The 20370-nt window shown below is 69.4% G+C and carries 18 protein-coding genes; 9 read left to right on the forward strand and 9 right to left on the reverse strand.

Going from position 1 to position 20370, the window contains the following annotated elements:
- Window positions 1–153 precede the first annotated feature (153 nt).
- On the reverse strand, window positions 154–1023 hold the full coding sequence (locus ACX40P_RS05705; protein ID WP_459125363.1) for a CDP-alcohol phosphatidyltransferase family protein: 870 nt from the start codon (window positions 1021–1023) through the stop codon (window positions 154–156).
- Between the two features lie 128 nt (window positions 1024–1151).
- Between ACX40P_RS05705 and ACX40P_RS05710 the strand changes: the two genes are divergently transcribed.
- A complete protein-coding gene (locus ACX40P_RS05710; protein WP_459125364.1) occupies window positions 1152–2261 on the forward strand; it encodes an inositol-3-phosphate synthase in 1110 nt (369 codons plus the stop codon).
- A 5-nt stretch (window positions 2262–2266) separates the two neighbouring features.
- The gene (locus ACX40P_RS05715) at window positions 2267–2980 is read left to right on the forward strand and encodes a phosphocholine cytidylyltransferase family protein (protein WP_459125365.1); all 714 of its coding nucleotides are present in this window, start codon (window positions 2267–2269) and stop codon (window positions 2978–2980) included.
- Window positions 2981–2983: 3 nt separating this feature from the next.
- Here the strand turns inward: ACX40P_RS05715 and ACX40P_RS05720 are convergent, their stop codons facing one another.
- On the reverse strand, window positions 2984–5932 hold the full coding sequence (locus tag ACX40P_RS05720; RefSeq protein ID WP_459125366.1) for a TonB-dependent receptor: 2949 nt from the start codon (window positions 5930–5932) through the stop codon (window positions 2984–2986).
- Between the two features lie 155 nt (window positions 5933–6087).
- On the opposite strand from ACX40P_RS05720, the gene ACX40P_RS05725 reads away from it, so the two are divergent.
- From ACX40P_RS05725 to ACX40P_RS05735, 3 genes are read left to right on the forward strand one after another with little or no spacing between them, the layout of a single operon-like run.
- Entirely contained in the window at window positions 6088–7173 is a 1086-nt protein-coding gene (locus ACX40P_RS05725) for a sensor histidine kinase (protein WP_459125367.1), read from the forward strand.
- The gene (locus tag ACX40P_RS05730) at window positions 7170–7955 is read left to right on the forward strand and encodes a LytR/AlgR family response regulator transcription factor (protein WP_459125368.1); all 786 of its coding nucleotides are present in this window, start codon (window positions 7170–7172) and stop codon (window positions 7953–7955) included. The genes ACX40P_RS05725 and ACX40P_RS05730 overlap by 4 nt, the downstream gene beginning before the upstream one ends.
- Before the next feature lie 59 nt (window positions 7956–8014).
- On the forward strand, window positions 8015–8335 hold the full coding sequence (locus tag ACX40P_RS05735) for a hypothetical protein (RefSeq protein ID WP_459125369.1): 321 nt from the start codon (window positions 8015–8017) through the stop codon (window positions 8333–8335).
- A gap of 47 nt (window positions 8336–8382) precedes the next feature.
- Here ACX40P_RS05735 and ACX40P_RS05740 read toward each other — a convergent pair whose 3' ends face one another.
- Together ACX40P_RS05740 and ACX40P_RS05745 are read right to left on the reverse strand one after the other, a co-directional pair.
- Entirely contained in the window at window positions 8383–10779 is a 2397-nt protein-coding gene (locus tag ACX40P_RS05740; protein WP_459125370.1) for a PhoX family protein, read from the reverse strand.
- Between the two features lie 125 nt (window positions 10780–10904).
- Window positions 10905–13370 carry a PhoX family protein gene (locus tag ACX40P_RS05745; protein WP_459125371.1) on the reverse strand — a complete coding sequence of 822 codons (2466 nt, stop codon included), beginning with the start codon at window positions 13368–13370 and terminating at the stop codon, window positions 10905–10907.
- A gap of 179 nt (window positions 13371–13549) precedes the next feature.
- Between ACX40P_RS05745 and ACX40P_RS05750 the strand changes: the two genes are divergently transcribed.
- Genes ACX40P_RS05750 through ACX40P_RS05760 form a run of 3 tightly spaced genes read left to right on the forward strand, consistent with a single transcriptional unit; the run spans window position 13550 to window position 14882 of the window.
- Window positions 13550–14041 (forward strand): hypothetical protein, encoded by a 492-nt coding sequence (locus tag ACX40P_RS05750; RefSeq protein ID WP_459125372.1) that lies wholly within the window; start codon window positions 13550–13552, stop codon window positions 14039–14041.
- On the forward strand, window positions 14038–14472 hold the full coding sequence (locus tag ACX40P_RS05755) for a hypothetical protein (protein WP_459125373.1): 435 nt from the start codon (window positions 14038–14040) through the stop codon (window positions 14470–14472). Before ACX40P_RS05750 ends, ACX40P_RS05755 begins: the two co-directional genes overlap by 4 nt.
- On the forward strand, window positions 14469–14882 hold the full coding sequence (locus tag ACX40P_RS05760; RefSeq protein ID WP_459125374.1) for a hypothetical protein: 414 nt from the start codon (window positions 14469–14471) through the stop codon (window positions 14880–14882). The genes ACX40P_RS05755 and ACX40P_RS05760 overlap by 4 nt, the downstream gene beginning before the upstream one ends.
- On the opposite strand, the gene gspD is transcribed toward ACX40P_RS05760, so the two are convergent.
- From gspD to gspG, 5 genes are all read right to left on the reverse strand, one after another.
- On the reverse strand, window positions 14876–16915 hold the full coding sequence (gene gspD, locus ACX40P_RS05765; RefSeq protein ID WP_459125375.1) for a type II secretion system secretin GspD: 2040 nt from the start codon (window positions 16913–16915) through the stop codon (window positions 14876–14878). The genes ACX40P_RS05760 and gspD overlap by 7 nt on opposite strands.
- A 35-nt stretch (window positions 16916–16950) precedes the next feature.
- The gene (locus tag ACX40P_RS05770) at window positions 16951–17745 is read right to left on the reverse strand and encodes a type II secretion system protein N (protein WP_459125376.1); all 795 of its coding nucleotides are present in this window, start codon (window positions 17743–17745) and stop codon (window positions 16951–16953) included.
- The gene (gene gspI / locus ACX40P_RS05775; RefSeq protein WP_459125377.1) at window positions 17742–18119 is read right to left on the reverse strand and encodes a type II secretion system minor pseudopilin GspI; all 378 of its coding nucleotides are present in this window, start codon (window positions 18117–18119) and stop codon (window positions 17742–17744) included. The genes ACX40P_RS05770 and gspI overlap by 4 nt, the downstream gene beginning before the upstream one ends.
- A complete protein-coding gene (locus tag ACX40P_RS05780) occupies window positions 18116–18562 on the reverse strand; it encodes a prepilin-type N-terminal cleavage/methylation domain-containing protein (RefSeq protein ID WP_459125378.1) in 447 nt (148 codons plus the stop codon). The genes gspI and ACX40P_RS05780 overlap by 4 nt, the downstream gene beginning before the upstream one ends.
- A 155-nt stretch (window positions 18563–18717) precedes the next feature.
- Window positions 18718–19206, reverse strand: a complete 489-nt coding sequence (gene gspG / locus ACX40P_RS05785; RefSeq protein ID WP_459125379.1) for a type II secretion system major pseudopilin GspG — start codon at window positions 19204–19206, stop codon at window positions 18718–18720.
- Between the two features lie 10 nt (window positions 19207–19216).
- Between gspG and gspL the strand changes: the two genes are divergently transcribed.
- Entirely contained in the window at window positions 19217–20365 is a 1149-nt protein-coding gene (gene gspL, locus ACX40P_RS05790; protein ID WP_459125380.1) for a type II secretion system protein GspL, read from the forward strand.
- Window positions 20366–20370 lie beyond the last annotated feature (5 nt).

Raw genomic sequence — 20370 nt, forward strand, 5'->3', positions numbered from 1 at the left:
GTCCAGCCGCGCGCAAAAGTGACAACGGGGGATGAATGCAGCGCGTTTCCGTTACTTTTGACGGCGCGGTGCTCCCGCGCAGGCGGGAGCCCAGGGTTTCGGAAAGCCTGCGCTAGTGGCTCTGGGCTCCCGCCTGCGCGGCAGCACGTCCGGTCAGATCACCCCCGCCAGCTCCGCCGCCAACGCCCGGTTCTGCCGCCGTTGCCGCATCACCGATGCCACCAGCACGAGGTTGAGCACCACGATCTCCGCCACGAAGAACCACCGCACGTCCGCGACCAGCATCGCGGCGGCGAGGATGAACGCCCGCGGGTTCGGCCCCACCAGCTTCGACCACGCCAGCAATGCGCGACCGCGCGAGCGTACCAACGTTCGCATCCGCTCCAGCCGCTCGGGCGACGCCGCGGCCAGCGCGGCATCGACCGCGTCGGCGCTGCGGTTCATCCGCAACGCAACCGTCAGATACAGCGTCGCCAGCCCGCCCAGCACACCGGTTCGGGTCCGCTTCACCGGCCCCGACTGTTTCAGCCACGGCACGCCGTAAGCCCACCATTGATAGACGCGCTTCTGGCTCTCGGCATGGTTGGTCTGCACCGCATGGCTCGCGCCCGCGGCGATCGCCAGCGCCCATGCCGCCCCGCCGCCGATCACGCCCGACAGCTGGATGGTCAGCACGACATAGAGGATGACATGCCCCAGATAGTCACTCGCCCCGTCGATCATCTCGCCAAGCGGACTGGTTCGCCCGGTCATCCGCGCCAGATCGCCGTCGGCGCCATCGACGACATGCCAGCTCATGTGACAGGCGAGCCCGATCGCGACCGAGACCGGCCACGGCAGCCCGGCATAGGCGGCGGTCGTCGCCACCAGCATCAGGCACCCGAACACCGACACCATGTTGGGCGTCACCGGCGTCGCGCTGATCAGGCGCGCCAGCTGCCACGCCAGCGGGTGATAGAGGCGGGCGTTCAGCGCATCCTGCAGTTCGGGCGGGCGGATGGGGCGGGCGGGGCGGTCGATCACGGCGCTTGCCGTAGTGCGCCCGGACCGCGCTGTCGCCCCCGGATCGTCACGAAGTCGTAACCCACTTGACTTGATCTCGTAACGCGCGCCTCTGTCGCCGGGAATCTCTTCACCTTCCAAGGAATGACATGGCCAAGATCAAGGTCGCCATCATCGGCGTCGGCAATTGCGCAAGCTCGCTCGTTCAGGGCATCACCTATTACGCCGATCCAGAACGCCAGGCCCGCGGCCTGATCCACCGCGACATCGGCGAATATACCCCGACCGACATCGAATTCGTGCTCGCGATCGACACTGACGGGCGCAAGGTCGGCAAGGATTTGGCCGAGGCGATCTTCGCCGCGCCGAACTGCACGACTGTGTTCGAAAAGGACGTGCCAACCACCGGCGCGACGGTCATGATGGGCAACACGCTCGACGGCATGGCTGCGCATATGTTCGACGTGCCGAACGGCCGCGGGTTCGAACGCGCCGACGCCACCGACGCGACCGCCGACGAAGTCGTCAAGGCGCTGCGCGATTCGGGTGCCGAAGTGCTGGTCAACTTCCTGCCGGTCGGCTCGGAGGAAGCGACGCGCTTCTACATGGAATGCGCGCTGCAGGCCGGTGTCGGCGTCGTCAACTGCATGCCCGTCTTCATCGCCAGCGATCCGAAGTGGGAGGCCCGTTTCAAGGAGGCCGGCCTGCCGATCGTCGGCGACGACGTGAAGGCGCAGCTGGGCGCGACCATCGTCCACCGCATGCTCTCCTCGCTGTTCCGCGCGCGCGGCGTGCCGCTGGAGCGGACGTACCAGCTGAACACCGGTGGCAACACCGACTTCATGAACATGCTCGATCGCGCCCGTCTGGCGTCGAAGAAGACCAGCAAGACCGAGGCCGTCCAGTCGGTGCTGGCCGAGCGCATGGAGAACGAGAACATCCACGTCGGACCCAGCGACTATGTGCCGTGGCTGGACGACAACAAGCTGTGCTTTCTCCGTCTGGAGGGCAAGCTGTTCGGCGACGTGCCGATGAACATCGAGGTGCGCCTGTCGGTGGAGGACAGCCCGAATTCGGCCGGTGTCGTCATCGACGCGATTCGCTGCTGCAAGCTCGCGCTCGATCGCGGCGTGTCTGGCGCGCTGACGGGCCCGTCGGCCTATTTCTGCAAGCATCCCGCCGAGCAGTTCAGTGACGAGGTCGCCGCCAAGATGGTGCGCGACTTCATCAACGGACCGGACCAGCTCATCCCGGCGTGACCGGCATGCACTGCGTCGTGATCGCGGCCGGCTATGGCAGCCGGCTGCGCGACGTCTCGCCGTCGAAGCCGCTGACCTTGGTAGGCGGCACGCCGCTGATCGCGCAGGTGCTCGCCCGCGCGGCTGCGGGCGGCGTCACCCGCTTCACGGTGGTGACGGGGCATGAGGGCGACTGGCTGGAGGCGTTCCTCGCCGACCACGCCGTCGCGACCGGCTTGTCCGTCCGCACCGTTCGCATCGCCGACTGGTCGACCCCCAACGGCCATTCGGTGCTGGCCGGGGCCGAGGGGCTGGACGGCGACTATCTGCTGACGATGGCCGATCACCTGCTCGACCCCGCGATGGTCCGCAGCCTGATCGCCCGAGGTCCTGCCGGCGCCGCACTGGTACTGGCGGTCGACCGAGACCTCGCCAACCCGCTGGTCGACCTGGACGACGTGACGAAGGTCGCGACGGATGCCGAAGGCCGCATCGTCGCGATCGGCAAGACGATTCCGGCCTACGACGCCTTCGACACCGGCCTGTTCCTCGCCACCCCCGCACTCGCCGACGCCATCCGCGCCGCCATGGCGAGAGGTGCGTCGGGCAGCCTGTCGGACGGCGTCCAGGCGCTCGCCGCCGACGGCCGCGCCGCCACCCACGACGTCACCGGCTGCGGCTGGATCGACGTCGACGATCCAGCCGCCCTGGCGAAGGCGGAGGCGTGGCTGGCGGCGTAGCCGCTACGAAAACCGCTTGCGGATACGCAGCGCGATCGACCGGCCGATCGGATCCAGCTGGAACGGCTGATAATTGAGCGGGACCGTGCCGTCCGCCGCCGTCACGCGCTGGCGAGAGTTCAGGAGATTGGACGCCGACAATTCGACCCGGATGCCGTTCAGCCACGGATGATCGCGCACCGCCTTCATCAACGGGTTGAGATCGGCCACGGCGCGGACGGTCGTCGTCATGAACGGCGCAAAGTTGATGTCGGTCGGCCGAGCCGCGGTCCCACCACGCACGAATGAACCCGAATTCCAGCTGCCGTTGGCGTTCAGACCATAGCTGCCGCGGTTGATGCCCATGTTGAAGTCCAGCCGGTGGCGCGCCGCACCGTTGCCGCCCAGCACATCGCCATTCAGCTGGTCGAGCCGGGGCAGGCCATCGCGGATCAAAATGCTGTTCTCGAAGGTCCACGTATGCGTCAGGTTCAAACGAACGCGCACGATCCGCGCGATCGCTCGGGCCTGCGGAGAGTTGAGGAAGGCTGCCGCGCCGGGTCCACCAAAGCCGCCCTGGCCGAACCCACCCCCGCCGAAACCTCCGCCACCGAAGCCGCCGCCACCCCGGCCGCCACCGCCACCTCGGCCGCCGAAGTCGCCACGTGGCCGATCACTCTCGGAAGTCTGGGTCGGCGACGGCGGCGTACCGTCAGCCGCAACAGGCGCGGCGTTCGTCGGGGCGTCTCCGACCGTACCGGCGGCGGCCTGCGCACGCCGTCCACCGAAGCCGCCCGCGGGACGCTCGGGAATCCGACCGAAGCGATGAGAGAAGGATATGCCGGTCCTCAACTGGCGCTGATCGGCCTGCGCGAAGTTCACCGGGCGATTGTCGAACCGGATCAACTGTCCCGCCGCGTCGCGAACGTAGCGGTCGGGGAAGGCGGCCTGCAGCGCCGCGGTCGGCGACGGCAGGCTGCTGATCTGGTTGCGCCGCATGGTTTCGGAATATTCGACGTTTAGATTCAGACTCAGCGCAGTGAACGGCGTGATGTTGGCGGCGAGCGAGCGGATCTGGCGACTGCTGGCCAACAGGTTTGGATTGCCGCCGTCGATGCGCTGTACCTCGACGGTCTGACCGGTCACGAAATCGAAGACGCGTACGTTCGGCGTCACGATCGTGGGGTTGGTCAGCTGGTCGTTGCCTGGCGCATTCTCGTCGTCGTTGATGCTTCCCGTCAGCGTGATCCCGCGCACCGGTGCCCAGTTGAAGCCATAGCCATAGGTCTTGAGCGAACCGAAATCGGAGGTTTCCTCGATCCCCAGCACGCCATTCACCGAAAACTCGCCGATCGCACCGAGCACGCCGTTGCGCTTGCTGGCGATCGGTACGCTGAGCCGCGCCTGTCCGGCCCCGATCCGACGCGACGCGTCGCGCAGCGTCATGGCACCCGATCGCACCGACACCGTATCGAACCCGATATCGGTATAGCGCGACGTGACGCTCAGGTTTGCGCGACCGGTCGGCAGCGTGAAGATCGGCCCGCTAACATTAGAACTCACCGTGGTCGTGCTGGTCAGCGACGTCGCCAGATCCTGGGAGTACGGGCCGATCAGCTGCGGATCGAAGCGTGCGAACGGATTGACCGCGGGATCACCTGCCGCGATCCGGGCAGACAGTCCATCGAAGTCGACCGTGTTGTCGCTGGTCGTCTCGACGAGGTTGCGGCTGTACTCGCCCGTGACGTTCCAGCGCCACGTTCCGACGTCACCGTTGAGCGTCAGGCCGACCGATCCTTGCGTCGTATCGGCCGCACGCTTCCGCGCGCCTGCCTCGACCAGATAGCGGTTGACGACCACCGGGTTGGCGAAGGGGGAGAAGGGCGACGTCGTTGGGACGGTGTAGCTCGTGCTCGCCAGTCCCAGCTCGCTGTTGTTCGCATTCGATTGGAGTTCGAAGCTGAGTGCGGTCTGGACCTTGCCGATCGGCTGAGCATAGGAGCCGTTGAAACGGACCGAGCGCGTGGCCGCGCTCAAGGTGCGGTACGCGCCGAAATCGCTTGGATTGACCGCGCCGAAGTCGCCGATCGTTGCTCGGCCGGCGATGCCGTCGCGGATGCCGGCAACCGTGGCCGCGCCGAGGGCGGGATCGATCGTCGTGCGGCCGGTGCCAGGGGTCAGGTTGCCGGTGAGGCTGTATGGACGCGACTGGATGGTCGGAATGATGTCGCGATCGTCTTCGTAGATCGGAGTGGCGCCGGTATACTGGACGTTCAGGTTCAGCCGCTTTTCCAGCATGATGCGGGTCAGGCCGGCATTGGCGAGCGCGGTATAGCGATCCCCGTCGGTCGATCCGCCGCCCTGCGCTTCCGCTGTGATGGCGTTGAAGCGGCGACGCAGCACGATGTTGACGACGCGCTGATCGGCCGAGAAGCCCAGCTGCTGCGCGGCCTCAGGCGGCAGGATTTCGGTGCGTTCGACAGCCTCCGCCGGCAGCTCGCTGATTTCCCGGAAGCCGGAGATACGGCGGCCGTTCAACAGGATGACGGGCCGACTTTCCGCACCGCCGCGCGCGCCGCCAAGCTGCGGCGTCAGTTCGTTAATGAGGTCGCTGATCGAGCTGACGCCGTAAGCGCGGATATCGGCGGCGCGAAGTACCTGCTCGGGCTTGATGTCGCCGGGCACCGACCCGCGTTCGCGCTGGCCAGTGACGACGATGTCTTCACCCTCCGACACCTCGCCGCCTTCAGCCGGTTCGGCCTGCGTCGCGGGAAGGGACGGCGGGGGCGATGCTTGCGCAGAAGTCGTCGATGCCGGGGTGTTGGCAACCGGCGCGGGCGCGGTGTCGACCGGAGTCGTCTGCACCGGGGCAGGCACCGGTGCAGCAACCGGCGCGTTCGCCTCCTGCGCGGCGGCGGTGTGGGCGGCGATGGCGATCGGCGCGGTCGCGATCAGCAGGAGGGCGTGCTTCATGAAATCGGGCCTGTCGGAAATTGAGCGTCGCCGGTTAGCCGGACGATTGTCGTGCTAACAGCTGTTTGTCGCAAAAGTCTGACAAGCGACCACGAATTGCCTGCGCACCGAATCCAGCTTGGCAGACGCGCCCTTCAGACCGTAGCAGGATCGCGATGGCACGCGACGGGGCACAGGCGGGGGAGCGCTTCACGACGCGCGTGTCGGCGATCACGATCGTGCTGTTCTGGCTCGCACAATTCTCGCTGTTGACGACGCAGCGGTTCGTCTTCGGCGCGGGCGACGACCTCAGCTTCCTGCCGCCGCGGCTGGTCGTCACGGCTGTGGGCATCGCGCTGTCGTTCGCAATCCTTGCCGTCCATCGCCGTACCCGCGGGCGGGCGCTCGCGGCACGGCTGTGGCTGGCGATCGCGGTGGCGCTGGTGGGCGCCATCGTCCATGCGGTCTGCAATTTCGCGACGTTCCACCTGTTCCTGCCCGATATCAGCGGGCGGGAGGCGACGCCGACCGGCTACGTCCTCGCCGTGTTTCAATGGTTCGGCACCTATTCGGCGCTGTCGGGCCTGTTGCTGGCGATCGTCTATTCTGGCGACCTGCGCGAGCAGGAACGACGTGTCGCGCAGTCGCAGCGGGAGGCGCATGCCGCCCACCTGCGCGCGCTGCGCTATCAACTGAACCCCCATTTCATGTTCAACACGCTCAATTCGATCGCGTCGCTGATCTCGGTCGGTCGGGTCGAACCCGCCGAGCGCATGGTCGAGAACCTGTCGGATTTCCTCCGCGCCGGTCTGGCGCTGGACGCGAACGAGGATATCGCCCTGTCGCGCGAGATCGAGCTGCAGGAGCTGTATCTGGCGATCGAGGCGGTGCGGTTCCCGGAGCGGTTGCAGGTCGCGATCGACATCCCGAGCGACGCCCGCGATGTCGCCGTGCCCAGCCTCATCACCCAGCCGCTGATCGAGAATGCGGTGCGCCACGCTGTTGCCGGGTCGACCGCGCCGGTGACGCTGACCATCTCGGCGCATGTAGATGGGGACCGGTTGGTGGTGCGCGTCGCCGACGACGGCGGCAACGGCGCCGCCCCGCGCCGGCCGCAGCGGGGCACCGGCGTGGGGCTCGGCAACGTCGCCGAGCGGCTGGTCGCGCGCTATGGCGAGGATTGCCGGTTCGCCGCCGGCCGCACGCCCGACGGTGGTTTCGCCGTATCCTTCGCTATTCCGATCGAGGGGGACGAGCCGTGATCCGCCTGCTGATCTGTGACGACGAACCGCTGGCGGTGGAGCGGATGTGCGAACTTGTCGGTCGGAGCGAGGGCTGCAGCGTCGTCGGCACCGCTGCCGATGGTCGTGCCGCGCTGGACGCCGTGGCGACGCTGCGGCCTGACGCGCTGCTGCTCGATATCGAGATGCCGTCGCTCGACGGGTTCGACGTGGTCGAAGCGCTGGCGGCGGCGGGGGGGGAGGCGCCGCTGATCGTGTTCGTCACCGCCTATCCGCAGTTCGCCGCGCATGCCTTCGACACCGGCGCGATCGATTTCCTGACGAAGCCGGTGCGGCTCGCCCGGCTGGAGACGGCGATGGCGCGGGTGCGCCGCGCGCTCGACGATCGCAGCGCGGCCGCGCGGCTCGCCGATCTCGCTGGCCAGATCGAGAGCCTGCGCGCCGAACGCGACGGCGAACCCGCGCGCACCGGCCACCTCTGGGTCCAGCGGCGCGGGGAGACGGTGCGCATCGACCTGTCGCAGGTCGACCGCGTGCAGTCGGAGGGCGAATATGTCCGCATCCACCACGGCGAGGCGTCCTATCTGCATCGCGAGCCGATCAGTAGCCTGATCGACCGCTTCGATGCCCAGCGCTTCGTGCGCATCCACCGTTCGCACATCGTCAATCGCGACCGGGTCGCGTCGATCCGACGGCGGCCCGCGGGCGGCTATACGATCCTAACCGACACGGGCGAGCAACTGCCCGTCGGGCGCAACTATCGCACCGTCGTGCGCGAATTTCTGGGGAAGGGCGAGCGGTAGGAGTGGGAACCGCGAGGCTTCCCTCGCGATTATCCTGATATCGATCAAGGGAGATGGACATGCGCGGCGCGATACTGGTCATGACGATATTGCTCGCCGGGTGCGGCTCGACCGTCCCGAGCGGCAACACCACCGCCGCGGTGACGCCGTCGGAACCCAGCGAATTCCAGACGCAGGTCGTCGCCCTGCCGGAGGCGCAGCGCAACGCCGTGCTGATCCGCGCCATCCGCGATGCAGACCGCGATTGTCAGGGCGTGACGAAGTCCGAACGCAAGCCCGACGTACAGGGCGCACCGATGTATCTGGCGACGTGCCAGGGCGGCGCGACGTTCGGCGTGACATTCCGCCGCGACGGCACCGCACAGGTCGCGGGAGCCTAGCGTCCGGCCGTCATCCCCGCCTGCGCGGGAACGACGGCCCGGATGGCTTAAAGCCCGATCACGCCCCCGTCGGTGCGCGTGATCGCGATCGTGGCTGAGCGCGGGCGGACGCCGGCAGCGGCACCAGCCTGGTTCGCCGGCCAGTTGCTCGTCGGCGCTGTGGCCGTGCCGTTCTGCCCCGGATGCTGGATGTTCACGAACAGCACGCGGCCGTCCGGCGTCGAATCGACCCCGGTCACCGCCGCCTCGACCGGCGCGACCAGGAAGCGCTTGAGCTTCGCGCCCGGTGCCGCGCCGATACGCGTGGCCTGCGTGGTGGAGCCGTTGGTCACGGTCTTTGCGATGGCGGTCGTGCCCGCATCGCCGACCGCGCCGGCCAAGCCGGCGAGCATCTGGTTGTTGGTGACGTCGCGGTAGGCAAGATCGTCGGTCTGGATCCACAGCAGCGGCGGCGCGAGGCCCGCCGGGTTCGATCCGCGTGCGAAGCGCAGTCCCTCCGGCCCCGAGAAGTCGTTGGTCGCGTCGAGCGCCGAAATGTTGATGTTTGTCGCATCGAGATCGGCGCCGGCGCCGAAGGCATAGATGTCCCAGGTGAAGGCCGTGCCCTCCACATTCGTCGTTTCACGCACGCGGATGATGTGGCCGTTGCGGTTGCCGACCTGCGCGCTGGGCGGATCGACATACGCGCGCGGGTTTGCGGCGTTGGTGTTCGCCGCCGTACGGCTGTTGTTGCCGGTGAGCGCGAGGAACAGGTCGCCGGTCGTCGCGCTGACCTGTGCCCAAGCGGGCGTGTCCATCGGCGTGGCGGCCAGGATGTCGCCGGCGATGCGCGCATGGGTCAGCACGTCGGCCTGATCGGTGAAGCTGTAGGTCGTGTTCGCCGCATCCAGCCCGCTGGTCCCGAAGGTCAGCGGCACCCAGGTGCCCGTGCCGTCGGCGGCGAAGCGCGCGACGTAGAGTGTGCCGGTGTCGAAATATTTGTCGCCGATCGCCATACGGTCGGTCGCGGCGGCATCGGCCGAGGCCCAGACGGTGGCCGACACGAACTTGTAGAGGTATTCGTTCTCGCCCGCGTCGCCGAGATACACCGCCGGGCGCACGCCGACGATGAAGTTGGCGGTGGCGACGCCCGAATGCGCCATGCGGCCCATCGCGGTGCGCTTCCGCACGGTCGCTGCCTTATCGTAGGGATCGACCTCGACCACCCAGCCGAACTGGTTCGGCTCGTTGCGGTAATCCGCCGTCGCCGACGCGCCCGTCGCCTGCGCGTCGAAGCGCGAATAGAGCGTGTTGGCGACCGTCGCCCAGCCATAGAGCCCGGTCGTGCTGGTGATGCCGTAGCGGCGCAGCGCCGCCAGTTGCTTCGCCGTGCGGCGGGCGTCGTCGCTGGCGGGCGGGCGGCGGAAGTAGCGGGCGAACTTCTCCTCGCCGCTCAGCGCCGTTCCCCACGACGTCTGCGCCACCGATGCATTGCCGATCGTACCCCGGCCGGTGGTGCCGTCCGCCGAGGATGCGGTCTGCACCAGCGCATTGCCGCGCACCGGTCCGTTGAGGACGATCGCCGACGATCCGGTAACGCGGCGGTTGTAGGCGCTGGCCGGCACGGTCGCGAAGCCCGAGGTGCCGGATGCGACCTCGACCACGCTGATGCCGTGCGCCTCAACCTCCTTCTGCACCTCCGCCTCCGGGCGGACGCCGCCCGGTGCGGTCGGGCCGGCGGGGTGGAGGTACGCCTGGGTAATTCCCTCGTGATTCATCGCCAGCAGGCCGCGCGCGCTGTTCGAGACATCGACGCCGGTGCCGGTCGCGACCAGCCCGAAATAATAGAAGCCCGCGTTGTGATCGCCCGCGCGGTTGGCGAAATCGGTGTCGGCGCCGGTGTTGGCATAGGCCGGGGTCGTCGCGGTCAGCGGGTCGCCGGTGCGATAGAGCACCGACACGGCATAGCCGGCGGGCACGGTCACCAGATCGTTGCGGTTCTTCGCGACCGCGGTGAAGTTGAGCGCGGCCACGCCGACCGTCACGTTCACGTCGGTCGACGTCGAGTTGCCCGAATTGTCGGTCGCGGTGACGCGGATGACGATCGTCGTGCTGCTGGACACGGCGGGGGCGACGAAGCTGGTCGTCGTGCCGCTGGTCGCCGACAGGGTGACGGCGACGCCGGCGACCTGGTTGAAGCTGGTCGCGGTGATCGTGCCGTTGTCGGTCGCCGTCGCGGTGATCGTGACGCGGTTGCCCGCCGTCGTCGTCGTTGGCGCTGCGGTGGCGGTCACGGTCGGCGCCGGATCGCCCGTGCCGGTGTCGTTCTTGTCCCCGCATGCCGCGAGCATCGATCCGCCCAGCATGACGCCGGCCGCGGTCGTGACCGACCCTCTGAGCGCCGCGCGGCGCGACAGGCGCCCTGCGATCAGGTCGCTGATGTTGGGGGCGCGGGTATCGGTCATGGGGCAATCCTCGGGGGTACGGTCAGGCGCACCGTCTAGCGTAGATGAGCGCGTTTGCCAGCCCGGTTGCCCAAGGATTGCGGCGGTTTGCGGGCGGGGCACCGGCCCGCCCGCCTGTCCCGCCCTTACAGGCCGACGATGCCGCCGTCCGTCCGGGTGATGACGACCGTCGCGGAACGCGGGCGGCTGCCCGGTGCCGCCGCCGTCTGGCTGGCCGGCCAGTTGCTGGTGATGTTGGCCGCGCTGCCGCCTTCGCCCGGATGCTGGATGTTGACGAACAGCGTGCGGCCGTCCGGTGTCGAATCGACCCCGGTGATCTCGCAGCCGACCGGTCCGACCAGAAAGCGCTTCAGCGTCGCGCCCGGCGTCTTGCCGACGATCGTCGCCTGCGTGGTGGTCACGCCCGCGGCATTGCGGTTGCTGACGCTGCGCGCACCGCCGTCACCGGTCGTGCCGGGGATGGCCGCCAGCATCTGGTTGTTCGTCACGTCGGTGAAGGCGCCGTCGTCGGTCTGGATCCAGAGCAGTGGATTGCCCTGACCGCTGACGTTGCTGCTGCGGCCGAACCACAGGCCGTCCGGGCTGGAGAAGTCGTTGCTGGCATCCAGCGACGACAGGTTGATGTTGGTGGCATCCAGATCCGACCCGGCACCGAAGGCATAGATGTCCCAGCGGAACGCCGTTGCCTCGGTGGTGTCGCCGGTTTCGCGCAGGCGAAAGATGTGGCCGTTGCGGTTGCCGTAGCTGGCCGAGGGCGGATCCTGGTACGAACGCGGGTTGGCCGCATCCGTCGTCAGGTTCGTCCGCGACGCATTGTTGGTCAGCGTCAGATACATCTCGCCCGTGACCGGGTTCACCGCAGTCCACTCCGGCCGGTCCATCTTCGTCGCGCCGACGAAATCGGCGGCGAGGCGGCAGTGGGTCAGCACATCGGCCTGATCGGCGAAGGCATAGTTGGTGCTCGACGCGCCGATGCCGTTCACGCCGAACGTCAGTTCGATCCACTGGCCCGTGCCGTCGGCGTTCATCTTCGCGACGTAGAGCTTGCCCGCGTCGAGATACTTGTCGCCGATCGCCAGACGGCTGGTGCTGCTGCCGTCGGCGGCGACCCAGGCGGTGTCCGACACGAACTTGTAGAGATATTCGTTCTGCGCATCGTCGCCCATGTACCAGGCGGGCTTGCGACCGGCGACGAAGGCACCCGGCCAGCAGCCCTCATGATTCATGCGGCCGAGCGCGGTGCGCTTGCGGGGCGCGGCGGCGGGGTCATAGGGATCGGTTTCGACCACCCAGCCATATTGGTTGGGCTCGTTGCGGAAATCGGCAAGCGCCGACGCGCCGGTCGCCTGCGCATCCCAGCGGCGATAGATGGTGCTCGACGAATCCGCGGGCGTGACCGTCGCCCACTGATAGTTGCCGGTCGTGCTGGTGACGCCGTAGCGGACCAGCGCGGTGACCTCCTTCGCCGGGCGGCGCACGTCGTCGGTGGCGCGCGGGCGGCGGAAATAGCCGGCCCAATTCTCTTCGCAGGTCAGGCTGGTGCCCCACGGCGTATAGCCGTTGGCGCAGTTGTTGATCGTGCCGCGGCCATCGGTGCCTGCGGTCGAGAAGACCGTGCGCAGCAGCGTGTTGCCGCGGGCGGGGCCGTTGAACACCGTCGGCGTCAGCGGCGTGATGCGGCGATTGAGCGCGCTGCCCTGCACATAGCTCCAGGCGCCGTTCGCACCGGCGCGAACGACCTCGACCTGCGAGGTGCCGTGCGCCTGCATCTCCTTCAGCACCTCGGCCTCGACCGTGCGGACGCCGTTCACGACCGTCGGACCGTTCACGTGCAGATATTGTTCGGTGATGTTCTCATGGTTCATCACCAGCAGGCCACGCGTGCTGTTGCTGTCGTCGCGGCCGGTGCCGGTCGCGGTCAGGCCGAAATAATAGAGCGCGTCGTGGTGATCGCCCGCGCGGTTGCCGAAGTCCTGGTCGGTGCCGTCGTTCCTGAACGCCACCGTGTTCGCGTTGATCGGATCGCCCAGGCGGTACAGCACGCTGACGTTATAGCCCGCCGGCACCGTCACGACGTCCAGCTTGTTCTTCGCGATCGCGGTGAAGCTCAGCTGCGACGGGTTGATCGTCACCGTCGTGTCGGCGGTGGAGCTTGCGCCGAAATTGTCGGACGCCGTGAAGCGGATGACGACCGGCGTCGGCGCGGTGACCGCGGGCGCGAGGAAGCTGGTGGTGGTGCCGGTCGTGCTCGACAGGCTGACGACCGGGCCGGCGACCTGCGTGAAGCTCGATCCGGCGACGCTGCCGTTGTCGGTCGCCGTGCCGGTGATGGTGACCATGTTGCCGGTGCTGGTCGTGCCGGTCGACCCGACCGACACGACCGGCGGGGCGTTGTCCGCCACCTTGTCGCCGCACGCCGCCAGCAGCGACCCGCCGAACACCGCCGCCGCCGCCGCGGATGCGCCGCCGCGCAGCGCCGTGCGCCTGGAATAGCGCCGCTCGATCATGCTCGACAGCGTGTCGTTGCCGCTGGTGTTGGTATCGACGTCGCCGTCGCTGTAGCCGAAACCGGCCGTGGTCAGATCGGTCATAGGTGCACATCCCTGATGCTCATCCGGGTCGTTCGTCGCCCGGCGTCGGGGCCGCTTTGACGGCCGCGTCTTACGGGGGCGTGGCATTTGGGCGTCACGACCGTGTCAGCGAAGCGACGGTTCGATGACAGCGCGCGCCGGCATTGATGCGGGCCATGCGCGGGCGTAGGGCGCGGGCGATGGCGACCGATCCTCCCGTTCCCGCACCCAGCCTCGCCGGCCGCCTGCTGCAGTGGCGCGGCGGGCGTATCGGGCGGCGGGCGAGCGTGATCGTCGGCGCGCTGCTGGTCGCAGCACCGGTCGCTACGCTGGCGGGGGCGAAGCTCGCGACGATACGTCTGGCCGACACCCATGCCGCCTATGTCGCCGGACACCGCGATGCGGTGGCGCGGGCTGCGGCGGTGGCGGCGCAGCGGCGGGATCTGGCGCCCGCATTGGCCGCGCCGGGTGTCGGAACGACGCTGGAAACACTCGCCCGCGCGCTGCCGCGTGAAACCACGCTGACCGCGGTCACGCGCGGTGCCGACGGCAAGCTGACCGTCCAGGCGACCACTGCCGACCCCGATCGCCTGCGCGCCGCGCTCCGCCGCGATCCCGCGACCGCGGGCCTGCGCGATGCCGGCCAGCAGCGCGGCGACGGCGGTCTGGTCGTGACGCTGGTCGAATCATGAAAGCGCTGGTCCTCGCTCTGGCGGCCGGCGCGCTGGCGAGTGCGGCCCTTGCCGTGCCGATCCGCGCGGCGCTGGCCGATCTGACGCGCGAGCGGGCGGCGGTCGCGGGGCTCGGTGCACCGCCGTCGCCGGTCGTCGCGCGGGACGATGCCGTCGCGGCGCGCTCCCAGCCGCGCGCATCCGACGCACTGGCGGCGCGGTTGCGGACGGCGGCGGCCGGCGGCGGCGTGCTGATCGAACGAGCCGCGCCCGTCGCCGGTCCCGGTGCGGCGCGGGTGCGACTGCGCGCGTCGGGGTCGCAGGATGCGGTCGTCGCGTTCGTCGACACGGTCGAGCGCGCCCGGCCGCTCGCCCGCTTCACCCGATGGTCGGTTCGCGGGGAGGGGAGTGGCGTGCGCCTGACCGCCGAAGTCGTCGCGCCGTGGCGATGACCCGTACCGAACTGCTGGCGATCGGCGCGGCGGCGGCGGTTGCGATCGGCGCGCCCTTATGGTTGCTCAGTGCCGGTAAGCTAACGACGCCATCGCCGCCGCCCCCGCTGACGGCGAGTGCGTCGGCTCCGCTCGCCGCGGTCTACCGCCGCCCGCTCTTTGCCGCTGCTGCCATCACTGACGAGACGCCCGCCGACGCGCCGGATCTCGTCGGCATCGCCGGCCGCATCGGCCGCGACGCAGTGGCGATGGTCCGCACCGCCGATGGCAGCACGCGGACGCTCGCGATCGGCGAGAGTGCCGACGGCTGGACACTGCGCGCCGTGGCGATCGACGCCGCCGCTTTCGAACGCGGGGGGCAGGAGGTGCGCGTGCCGATGCCCAGTGCCGACGAACCCTCCGCTCAGTAGACCCCGCCGATCTCCAGGTTCAGCCGTGGCTTGGGCGGGTTGAGCAGAAGGCTGCCACCCCGGCGCAGCGCCTCTTCCTCGCCGCGCAGGCGGGCATAGCGCGCCGCCGCCGCCTGCGACGCGGCCTCGCCGTCGCGCAGGATGGTGGGCTTCAGGAAGATGAAGAGCGTGCGCTTCTCGCGGCTCTCGCGCCGCGACTTGAACAGTTCACCCAGTACGGGGATGCTGCCGAGGATTGGCACCTGGCTCTTGTTCTGGATGCGGTCGTCGGTGATGAGCCCGCCCAGCACGATCGTCTGGCCGTTGTCGGCCAGCACCGTCGTGTTCACCGCGCGGCGCTGCGTGATGATGTCGGCGGCGGACGTCAGCTGCGTGCTCGCGATCGACGACGCCTCCTGCGCGATCTCCAGCCGGATCGTGTCGCCCGCGTTGATCCGCGGCAGCACACGTAGCGTCAGGCCGACGTCCTTGCGCTCGATCGTCGTATAGGGGTTGGCGGTGCCGTTACCGGTCAGGATCGATCCGGTGACGAACGGCACGTTCTGCGCCGAGATGAATTCGCCCGTCTTGTTGTCGAGCGTCAGGATCTGCGGCGTCGACAGCAAATTGGCCTTGGTCGAGACGCTGAGCGCGCGCAGCAAAACGGAAAAATTGTCGCCGAACGCGACGTTCGCGGTCAATCCCTCGCCGATCAGCGCCGCTGCGGGCACGCCCAGCACACCCAGTACGGTGCCGAGCGAGGTTATACCCTGCACCGACCCGAACGATGTCGCCACGCCTTCCGCCTGGCTGAGCGCCGCGCCCGATGTGCCGAGTTGCAGCGCAAGCGCCTCCGCATCGGTTCCCGAAATCTCGACGACCGCCGCCTCGATCAGCACCTGCGGACGGCGCACGTCGAGGTCGGGGATCAGCCGTTCGATGCTGGCGACCGCCTTGGGCGTGCCGCGCACGACGATGCCATTGATGTCGGGCGCGGGCTGCACCGTCAGCTCAGCGGTCGTGAAGCCCTGCGGCGTGACCTGCGTCTGCGTGCCGAGTTGAGCCCCGCCCAACTGTCCACCCGACGCCGATGCTCCTGTGGCGCCCGTTCCGGCGATGCCGCTCGCCGCGTTGCTGGCGATCAGCCCACCCAGCGCGCTCGTCGGGTTGGTGGTATTGCTCAGGCCGCCTGCACTGCGCGACGACAGCGAGCGGGCAACCGGATTGGTCACGCTGCCCGATTCCTGCCCCAGGATACCGCGCAGCACGTCGGTCACCGACTCGGCATCGGCATAGTTCAGGCGGAAGACGCGGGTCACCGGCGTCGCGCCACCCGGCGCGTCCAGCGCCTGCGCCATGCGCCGTGCCTCGGCGACGGCGGCGGGGGAGCCGCGCACGATCACCGAATTGCTGCGCGGATCGCCCGCCACGCGCGCGCCGGACGAATCGCCCAGCACCGCCTGCAATGCCGCGGCGATGTCGGCGGCATTGCCGTTCTTCAGCACGATCGTCGTGAAGCTCTGCCCGCCGCCGCCGTCCAGCGACCGCGCCAGCGCCTCGATACGGCGGACGTTATCGGCATAGTCGGTGACGACGATCGCGTTGGGCGCGGTCACCGGCTCGACGCTGCCAAAGGTGGCGACCAGCGGGCGGACGATGCGCGCGGCATCGGCCGAGGGCACGTTGCCCAGCCGGATCATCCGCGTCACCAGTTCCTGTCCGCCGGCACCCCGGCTCGGCACGCCACCGTCGCGCACCGCGTTCGCTTGCGGCACCACCCGCCACGCGCGACCCGATCGTACCGCGGCGAAGCCGTTGGCGCGCAGCACCGACTGGAACAGGTCCCAGACGCCCGCCTGCGACAGCGGCTCCGCAGAGGTCACCGTCACCGTGCCCTTGACGCTCGGGTCGAGGATCAGCGTGCGGCCGGTCAGGCGGCTGATCTGTTCGGCCACATCGGAAATCTCGACGCCGCGCATGTTCACGACGATGTCGTTGGGGGTCGGCGTGGTCTGCGCGATGAGTGGTGCCCCGGCGAGGAGCAGCGCGATCATCGAAAGGCGAATCGGTTTGGACACGGGGATGAGACCTAGCGGACGGGAAGGGTCAGCGTCACGGGCTTGCCGTCCCGCTGGATCGTGATCTGGGCGGTACCGTTCGCCTGCGCGCGGGCGAAGGCGTCGCGCGCGGCGTCGGGGGAGGTGATCGCCTGGCCGTTGACCTGCGCGACGACGTCGCCCTGGCGCAGGCCGGGCGGGGCGTTGGCACCGATGCGATAGCCGTTGGCGGTCGGCTCGGCGCCCAGCCGGCTGATAACCGCGGCGGCGTCGGGCGCGGCTGGGGGTGGGGGCGGGGCGGAGGAAACGGGGGCGGCGGTCACCGCGCCCGGCGTGGCGGGGGCGGGCGATCCTGGCGGCGTCGTCCTGCCGAACGGATCGGGGAAGGCGAGGAATTCGGTGCGCCCGCCGTTGGACAGCAGCACCCGCGTCGTGCCGATCGACTGGATCGTCGCGCCCGCCACCGCCTCGCCGACCTTGTACGGCTTCGCCACCTCGGTCCCGTTGGCGATATAGGCGATCGACAGCGTCTCCGGCCGCGCGAACACCACGCCCTTCAGCACCAGCGGCAGCGCAGTCGCCGGCGCGCCTTCGCCGTTCACGCCCGCGCGACCGAAAGGCGCGAGCGCGATCGCCGGGGCGACGTCGGCCACCGCGACCGCGCGCCGTACCGGCGGCACGGTGATCGCGCCGGTGTCGACGTTGCCGCCGAGCCGCCACGTCAGATGCGCCAGCGCCACCGCGATCGAGACGATGACGAGCGCCGTCAGCACGTCCAGCGCGCGCGCCATGCGCCAGGGCGTCAGCTCGAACCGCCGCACGCTCATCGCGCCACGCCGCCGCGCGGCGGGGCCGGCTGGTCGAGAAAACCGTCCAGAGTCGCCGACGGCGACTTTGCGCCTTCCTCGAACACCTGCACGCGCACCTTCGCGATTTCCGGGTCGTCGGTGGTGGAGCGGGTCGTCCGCACGTCCCAGTTGATGTCGAGCATCGTCATGCGTTCGCCCGAACCGGCGCCCAGCGCAAGCTCCGCCATGCGGTTCTCCGCCACCCACATCGCCGCGGAGCGCCGCTCCATCGCGCGGGTCGAATCGATATGCTGCTCGACCGCGCCGACCAACCCCACCGTGGCGATGGCCAGCACCGCCAGCGCAACCAGCGCCTCGATCAGCGAGAAACCATCCCCCCCCACATCCGTCATGGCGTGCGCGACCCCGTTGCGTCCGCCCGCGCCACCGTCGCGGTCAGCCCGTCGTAGCGCACCACCCAGGTCTGCGCACCCGCCACCAGCGTCGCCACCAACGGCTTCGACACGCCGTCGATGCCGAGCACGAGCGGCGGACGCTGGTCGAGCGTCATAGCGACGCCGCCCGGCAGCGTGTGCCACGCGAGCTTCGGCGTCCCCTGCGGCACCGAGCCGTCCGACGCGACCTTCACGAAGCCATAGCCGGAATCGTCGACCGTCAGCGCGACCATCCGGTCGCCCAGCATCGCATCGTCCGCCGCCGCCTCGACCTGATTGGCGAACCGCCGCGCCTCGCTCTCGACCGATGGCGCCCGCGTGGCGGCGCCGATGCCGAGCGTGACCGCTCCCGCCGAGACGCCGATGACCGCGAGGACGACCAGCATTTCGACGAGGGTCATGCCCAAATCCTCCCCGGCACGGGGAGGGGGACCATCCGCAGGATGGTGGAGGGGGGGCGCCACGGACGTAACGCTCGGGGCATGCCCCCTCCACCACGCCGCTGCGCGTCGCGGTCCCCGTCCCCGTGCCGGGGAGGATCTGGCGCTTGCCAGCCTCACTTCCCGCCCGTCAGGTCCGCATCAAGGCCTTCGCCGCCCTCTTTCCCGTCCTTGCCGAGCGACTTCAGCGTGAACGCCGTCCCCTCGGCCTTGTAGGCATAGGGATTGCCCCACGGATCGATCGGCGCCTGCGGCAGATAGCCTTCCGCCGACCAGTTGGCGGGGATCGGCGGGGTGGTGGGGCGTTCGACCAGCGCCTTCAGCCCCTGTGTCGTCGTCGGATAGTCGCCGTTGTCGAGGCGATACATCTTCAGCGCCGCGCCGATCGTCTTGATATCGGCGTTCGCCGTGGTGACGCGGGCCTGGTCCGGACGGCTCAGGATGCCGCTGCTGACGATCATTCCCGCGACGATCGCGATGATGACCAGCACCACGATCATTTCGACCAGCGTGACGCCTTCATCGCCGGTTCCCGCCGATCCGCGCTTGCGGCTGCGGCCCAGCACTGCCACGGTGTCACGAAACTTTCGGAAAATACTGCGCATTCGCTCGCCCATGGTCATATCGCGTGACGCCCCTGTTACAGCCGAACCGGCCCGCCGCGCCAGCCTTGGTGCGTTCGGGGGCGAAATTCCGTCCGGTCCGGCCGGCATCTGGACGCTCGACGGCGCGGCGCTGGCCGCGTCGGACGGCGACGGTCCGGCGACCGTGCTGGTGCCGGGCGAAGGCGTGCTGCTGCTCGCCGTCGACCTGCCGATCGCGAACCGGGCGAAGCGGCTGGCGGCGCTGCCCTATGCGATCGAGGATCGCATCGCCGAGCCGATCGAGCAGGTCCATATCGCGCTGGGGGCGGAGCTTTCGCCGCGTCGCTACCTGGTCGGTGTCGCCCGGCACGATCGCATCGCCGAATGGATCGCCCGGATCGAGGATGCCGGGCTGGATCATGCCGCGCTGGTGCCCGACAGCCTCGCGCTGCCGATGCCGGCCGATGGCGAGTGGGCGGTCGATCTGGGCGAGACCCGCGCCGTCGTGCGGGCGGGCGACGGCACCGGTTTCGCCATCCCCGCCGCGATGCTGCGCACCGCATGGGAGTCGGCGGGTCGTCCGCGCATCATCGGCTATGGCGCGCCGTTGCCCGCCGACATGGACGGCGGCGCCGATGCGCTGGCGCTCGATCCGCTCGGGCGGCGGCTGCTCGCGCCGATGCTCGACCTGCGCCAGGGCGCCTATGCGCGCCGCCGCCGCTCGCTACCGTCGTTCGGCAAGCGGCTGGCAAAGATCGTCGCGATTGGCGTCGCCGCGCATGCGGTGATCGCGTTCGCCGACACCATCCTGTTGCGCGGCATCGCGAACGATCGTGCCGACGAAACGCGCGCGCTGGTGACCAAGCTCGCGCCCGGCACCAATGTCTCCGGCGAGGACTTCGCCACCACCGTCACCGATCTGTTGCCGCAGCCGGGCGCGGGGGGCGGGGCCAACGCCTTCCTTGGCGCGGCGGCGCGGCTGTCGGCGGCGCTGGCGCCGATCGGCCCGACGCTGACCGCGCGGTCGATGGGAATGCAGGGCGGCATGCTGACGATGGATATCGACTCCACCGATCCGGCGCTCGCCGGGCGCGTGTCGCAGGCACTGCGCGATGCCGGCGTCGCCGGTCGCGTGACCGCCACGGCGGGCGGCATCCGCGTGACGGCGCCAGTCGCGTGAGGGGC

Source organism: Sphingomonas sp. RS2018 (assembly GCF_054489605.1).

Excerpts from the sequence above, each read along its gene's own strand:
- ACX40P_RS05740 (WP_459125370.1), bottom strand. The coding sequence starts at position 10,779 with ATGACCGATACCCGCGCCCCCAACATCAGCGACCTGATCGCAGGGCGC.
- ACX40P_RS05715 (WP_459125365.1), top strand. The coding sequence starts at position 2,267 with ATGCACTGCGTCGTGATCGCGGCCGGCTATGGCAGCCGGCTGCGCGAC.
- ACX40P_RS05780 (WP_459125378.1), bottom strand. The coding sequence starts at position 18,562 with ATGACCCTCGTCGAAATGCTGGTCGTCCTCGCGGTCATCGGCGTCTCG.
- ACX40P_RS05755 (WP_459125373.1), top strand. The coding sequence starts at position 14,038 with ATGAAAGCGCTGGTCCTCGCTCTGGCGGCCGGCGCGCTGGCGAGTGCG.
- ACX40P_RS05750 (WP_459125372.1), top strand. The coding sequence starts at position 13,550 with ATGGCGACCGATCCTCCCGTTCCCGCACCCAGCCTCGCCGGCCGCCTG.
- ACX40P_RS05745 (WP_459125371.1), bottom strand. The coding sequence starts at position 13,370 with ATGACCGATCTGACCACGGCCGGTTTCGGCTACAGCGACGGCGACGTC.
- ACX40P_RS05770 (WP_459125376.1), bottom strand. The coding sequence starts at position 17,745 with ATGAGCGTGCGGCGGTTCGAGCTGACGCCCTGGCGCATGGCGCGCGCG.
- gspD (WP_459125375.1), bottom strand. The coding sequence starts at position 16,915 with ATGATCGCGCTGCTCCTCGCCGGGGCACCACTCATCGCGCAGACCACG.
- ACX40P_RS05735 (WP_459125369.1), top strand. The coding sequence starts at position 8,015 with ATGCGCGGCGCGATACTGGTCATGACGATATTGCTCGCCGGGTGCGGC.
- ACX40P_RS05760 (WP_459125374.1), top strand. The coding sequence starts at position 14,469 with ATGACCCGTACCGAACTGCTGGCGATCGGCGCGGCGGCGGCGGTTGCG.
- ACX40P_RS05710 (WP_459125364.1), top strand. The coding sequence starts at position 1,152 with ATGGCCAAGATCAAGGTCGCCATCATCGGCGTCGGCAATTGCGCAAGC.
- gspG (WP_459125379.1), bottom strand. The coding sequence starts at position 19,206 with ATGCGCAGTATTTTCCGAAAGTTTCGTGACACCGTGGCAGTGCTGGGC.
- gspL (WP_459125380.1), top strand. The coding sequence starts at position 19,217 with ATGGTCATATCGCGTGACGCCCCTGTTACAGCCGAACCGGCCCGCCGC.
- ACX40P_RS05725 (WP_459125367.1), top strand. The coding sequence starts at position 6,088 with ATGGCACGCGACGGGGCACAGGCGGGGGAGCGCTTCACGACGCGCGTG.
- gspI (WP_459125377.1), bottom strand. The coding sequence starts at position 18,119 with ATGACGGATGTGGGGGGGGATGGTTTCTCGCTGATCGAGGCGCTGGTT.
- ACX40P_RS05720 (WP_459125366.1), bottom strand. The coding sequence starts at position 5,932 with ATGAAGCACGCCCTCCTGCTGATCGCGACCGCGCCGATCGCCATCGCC.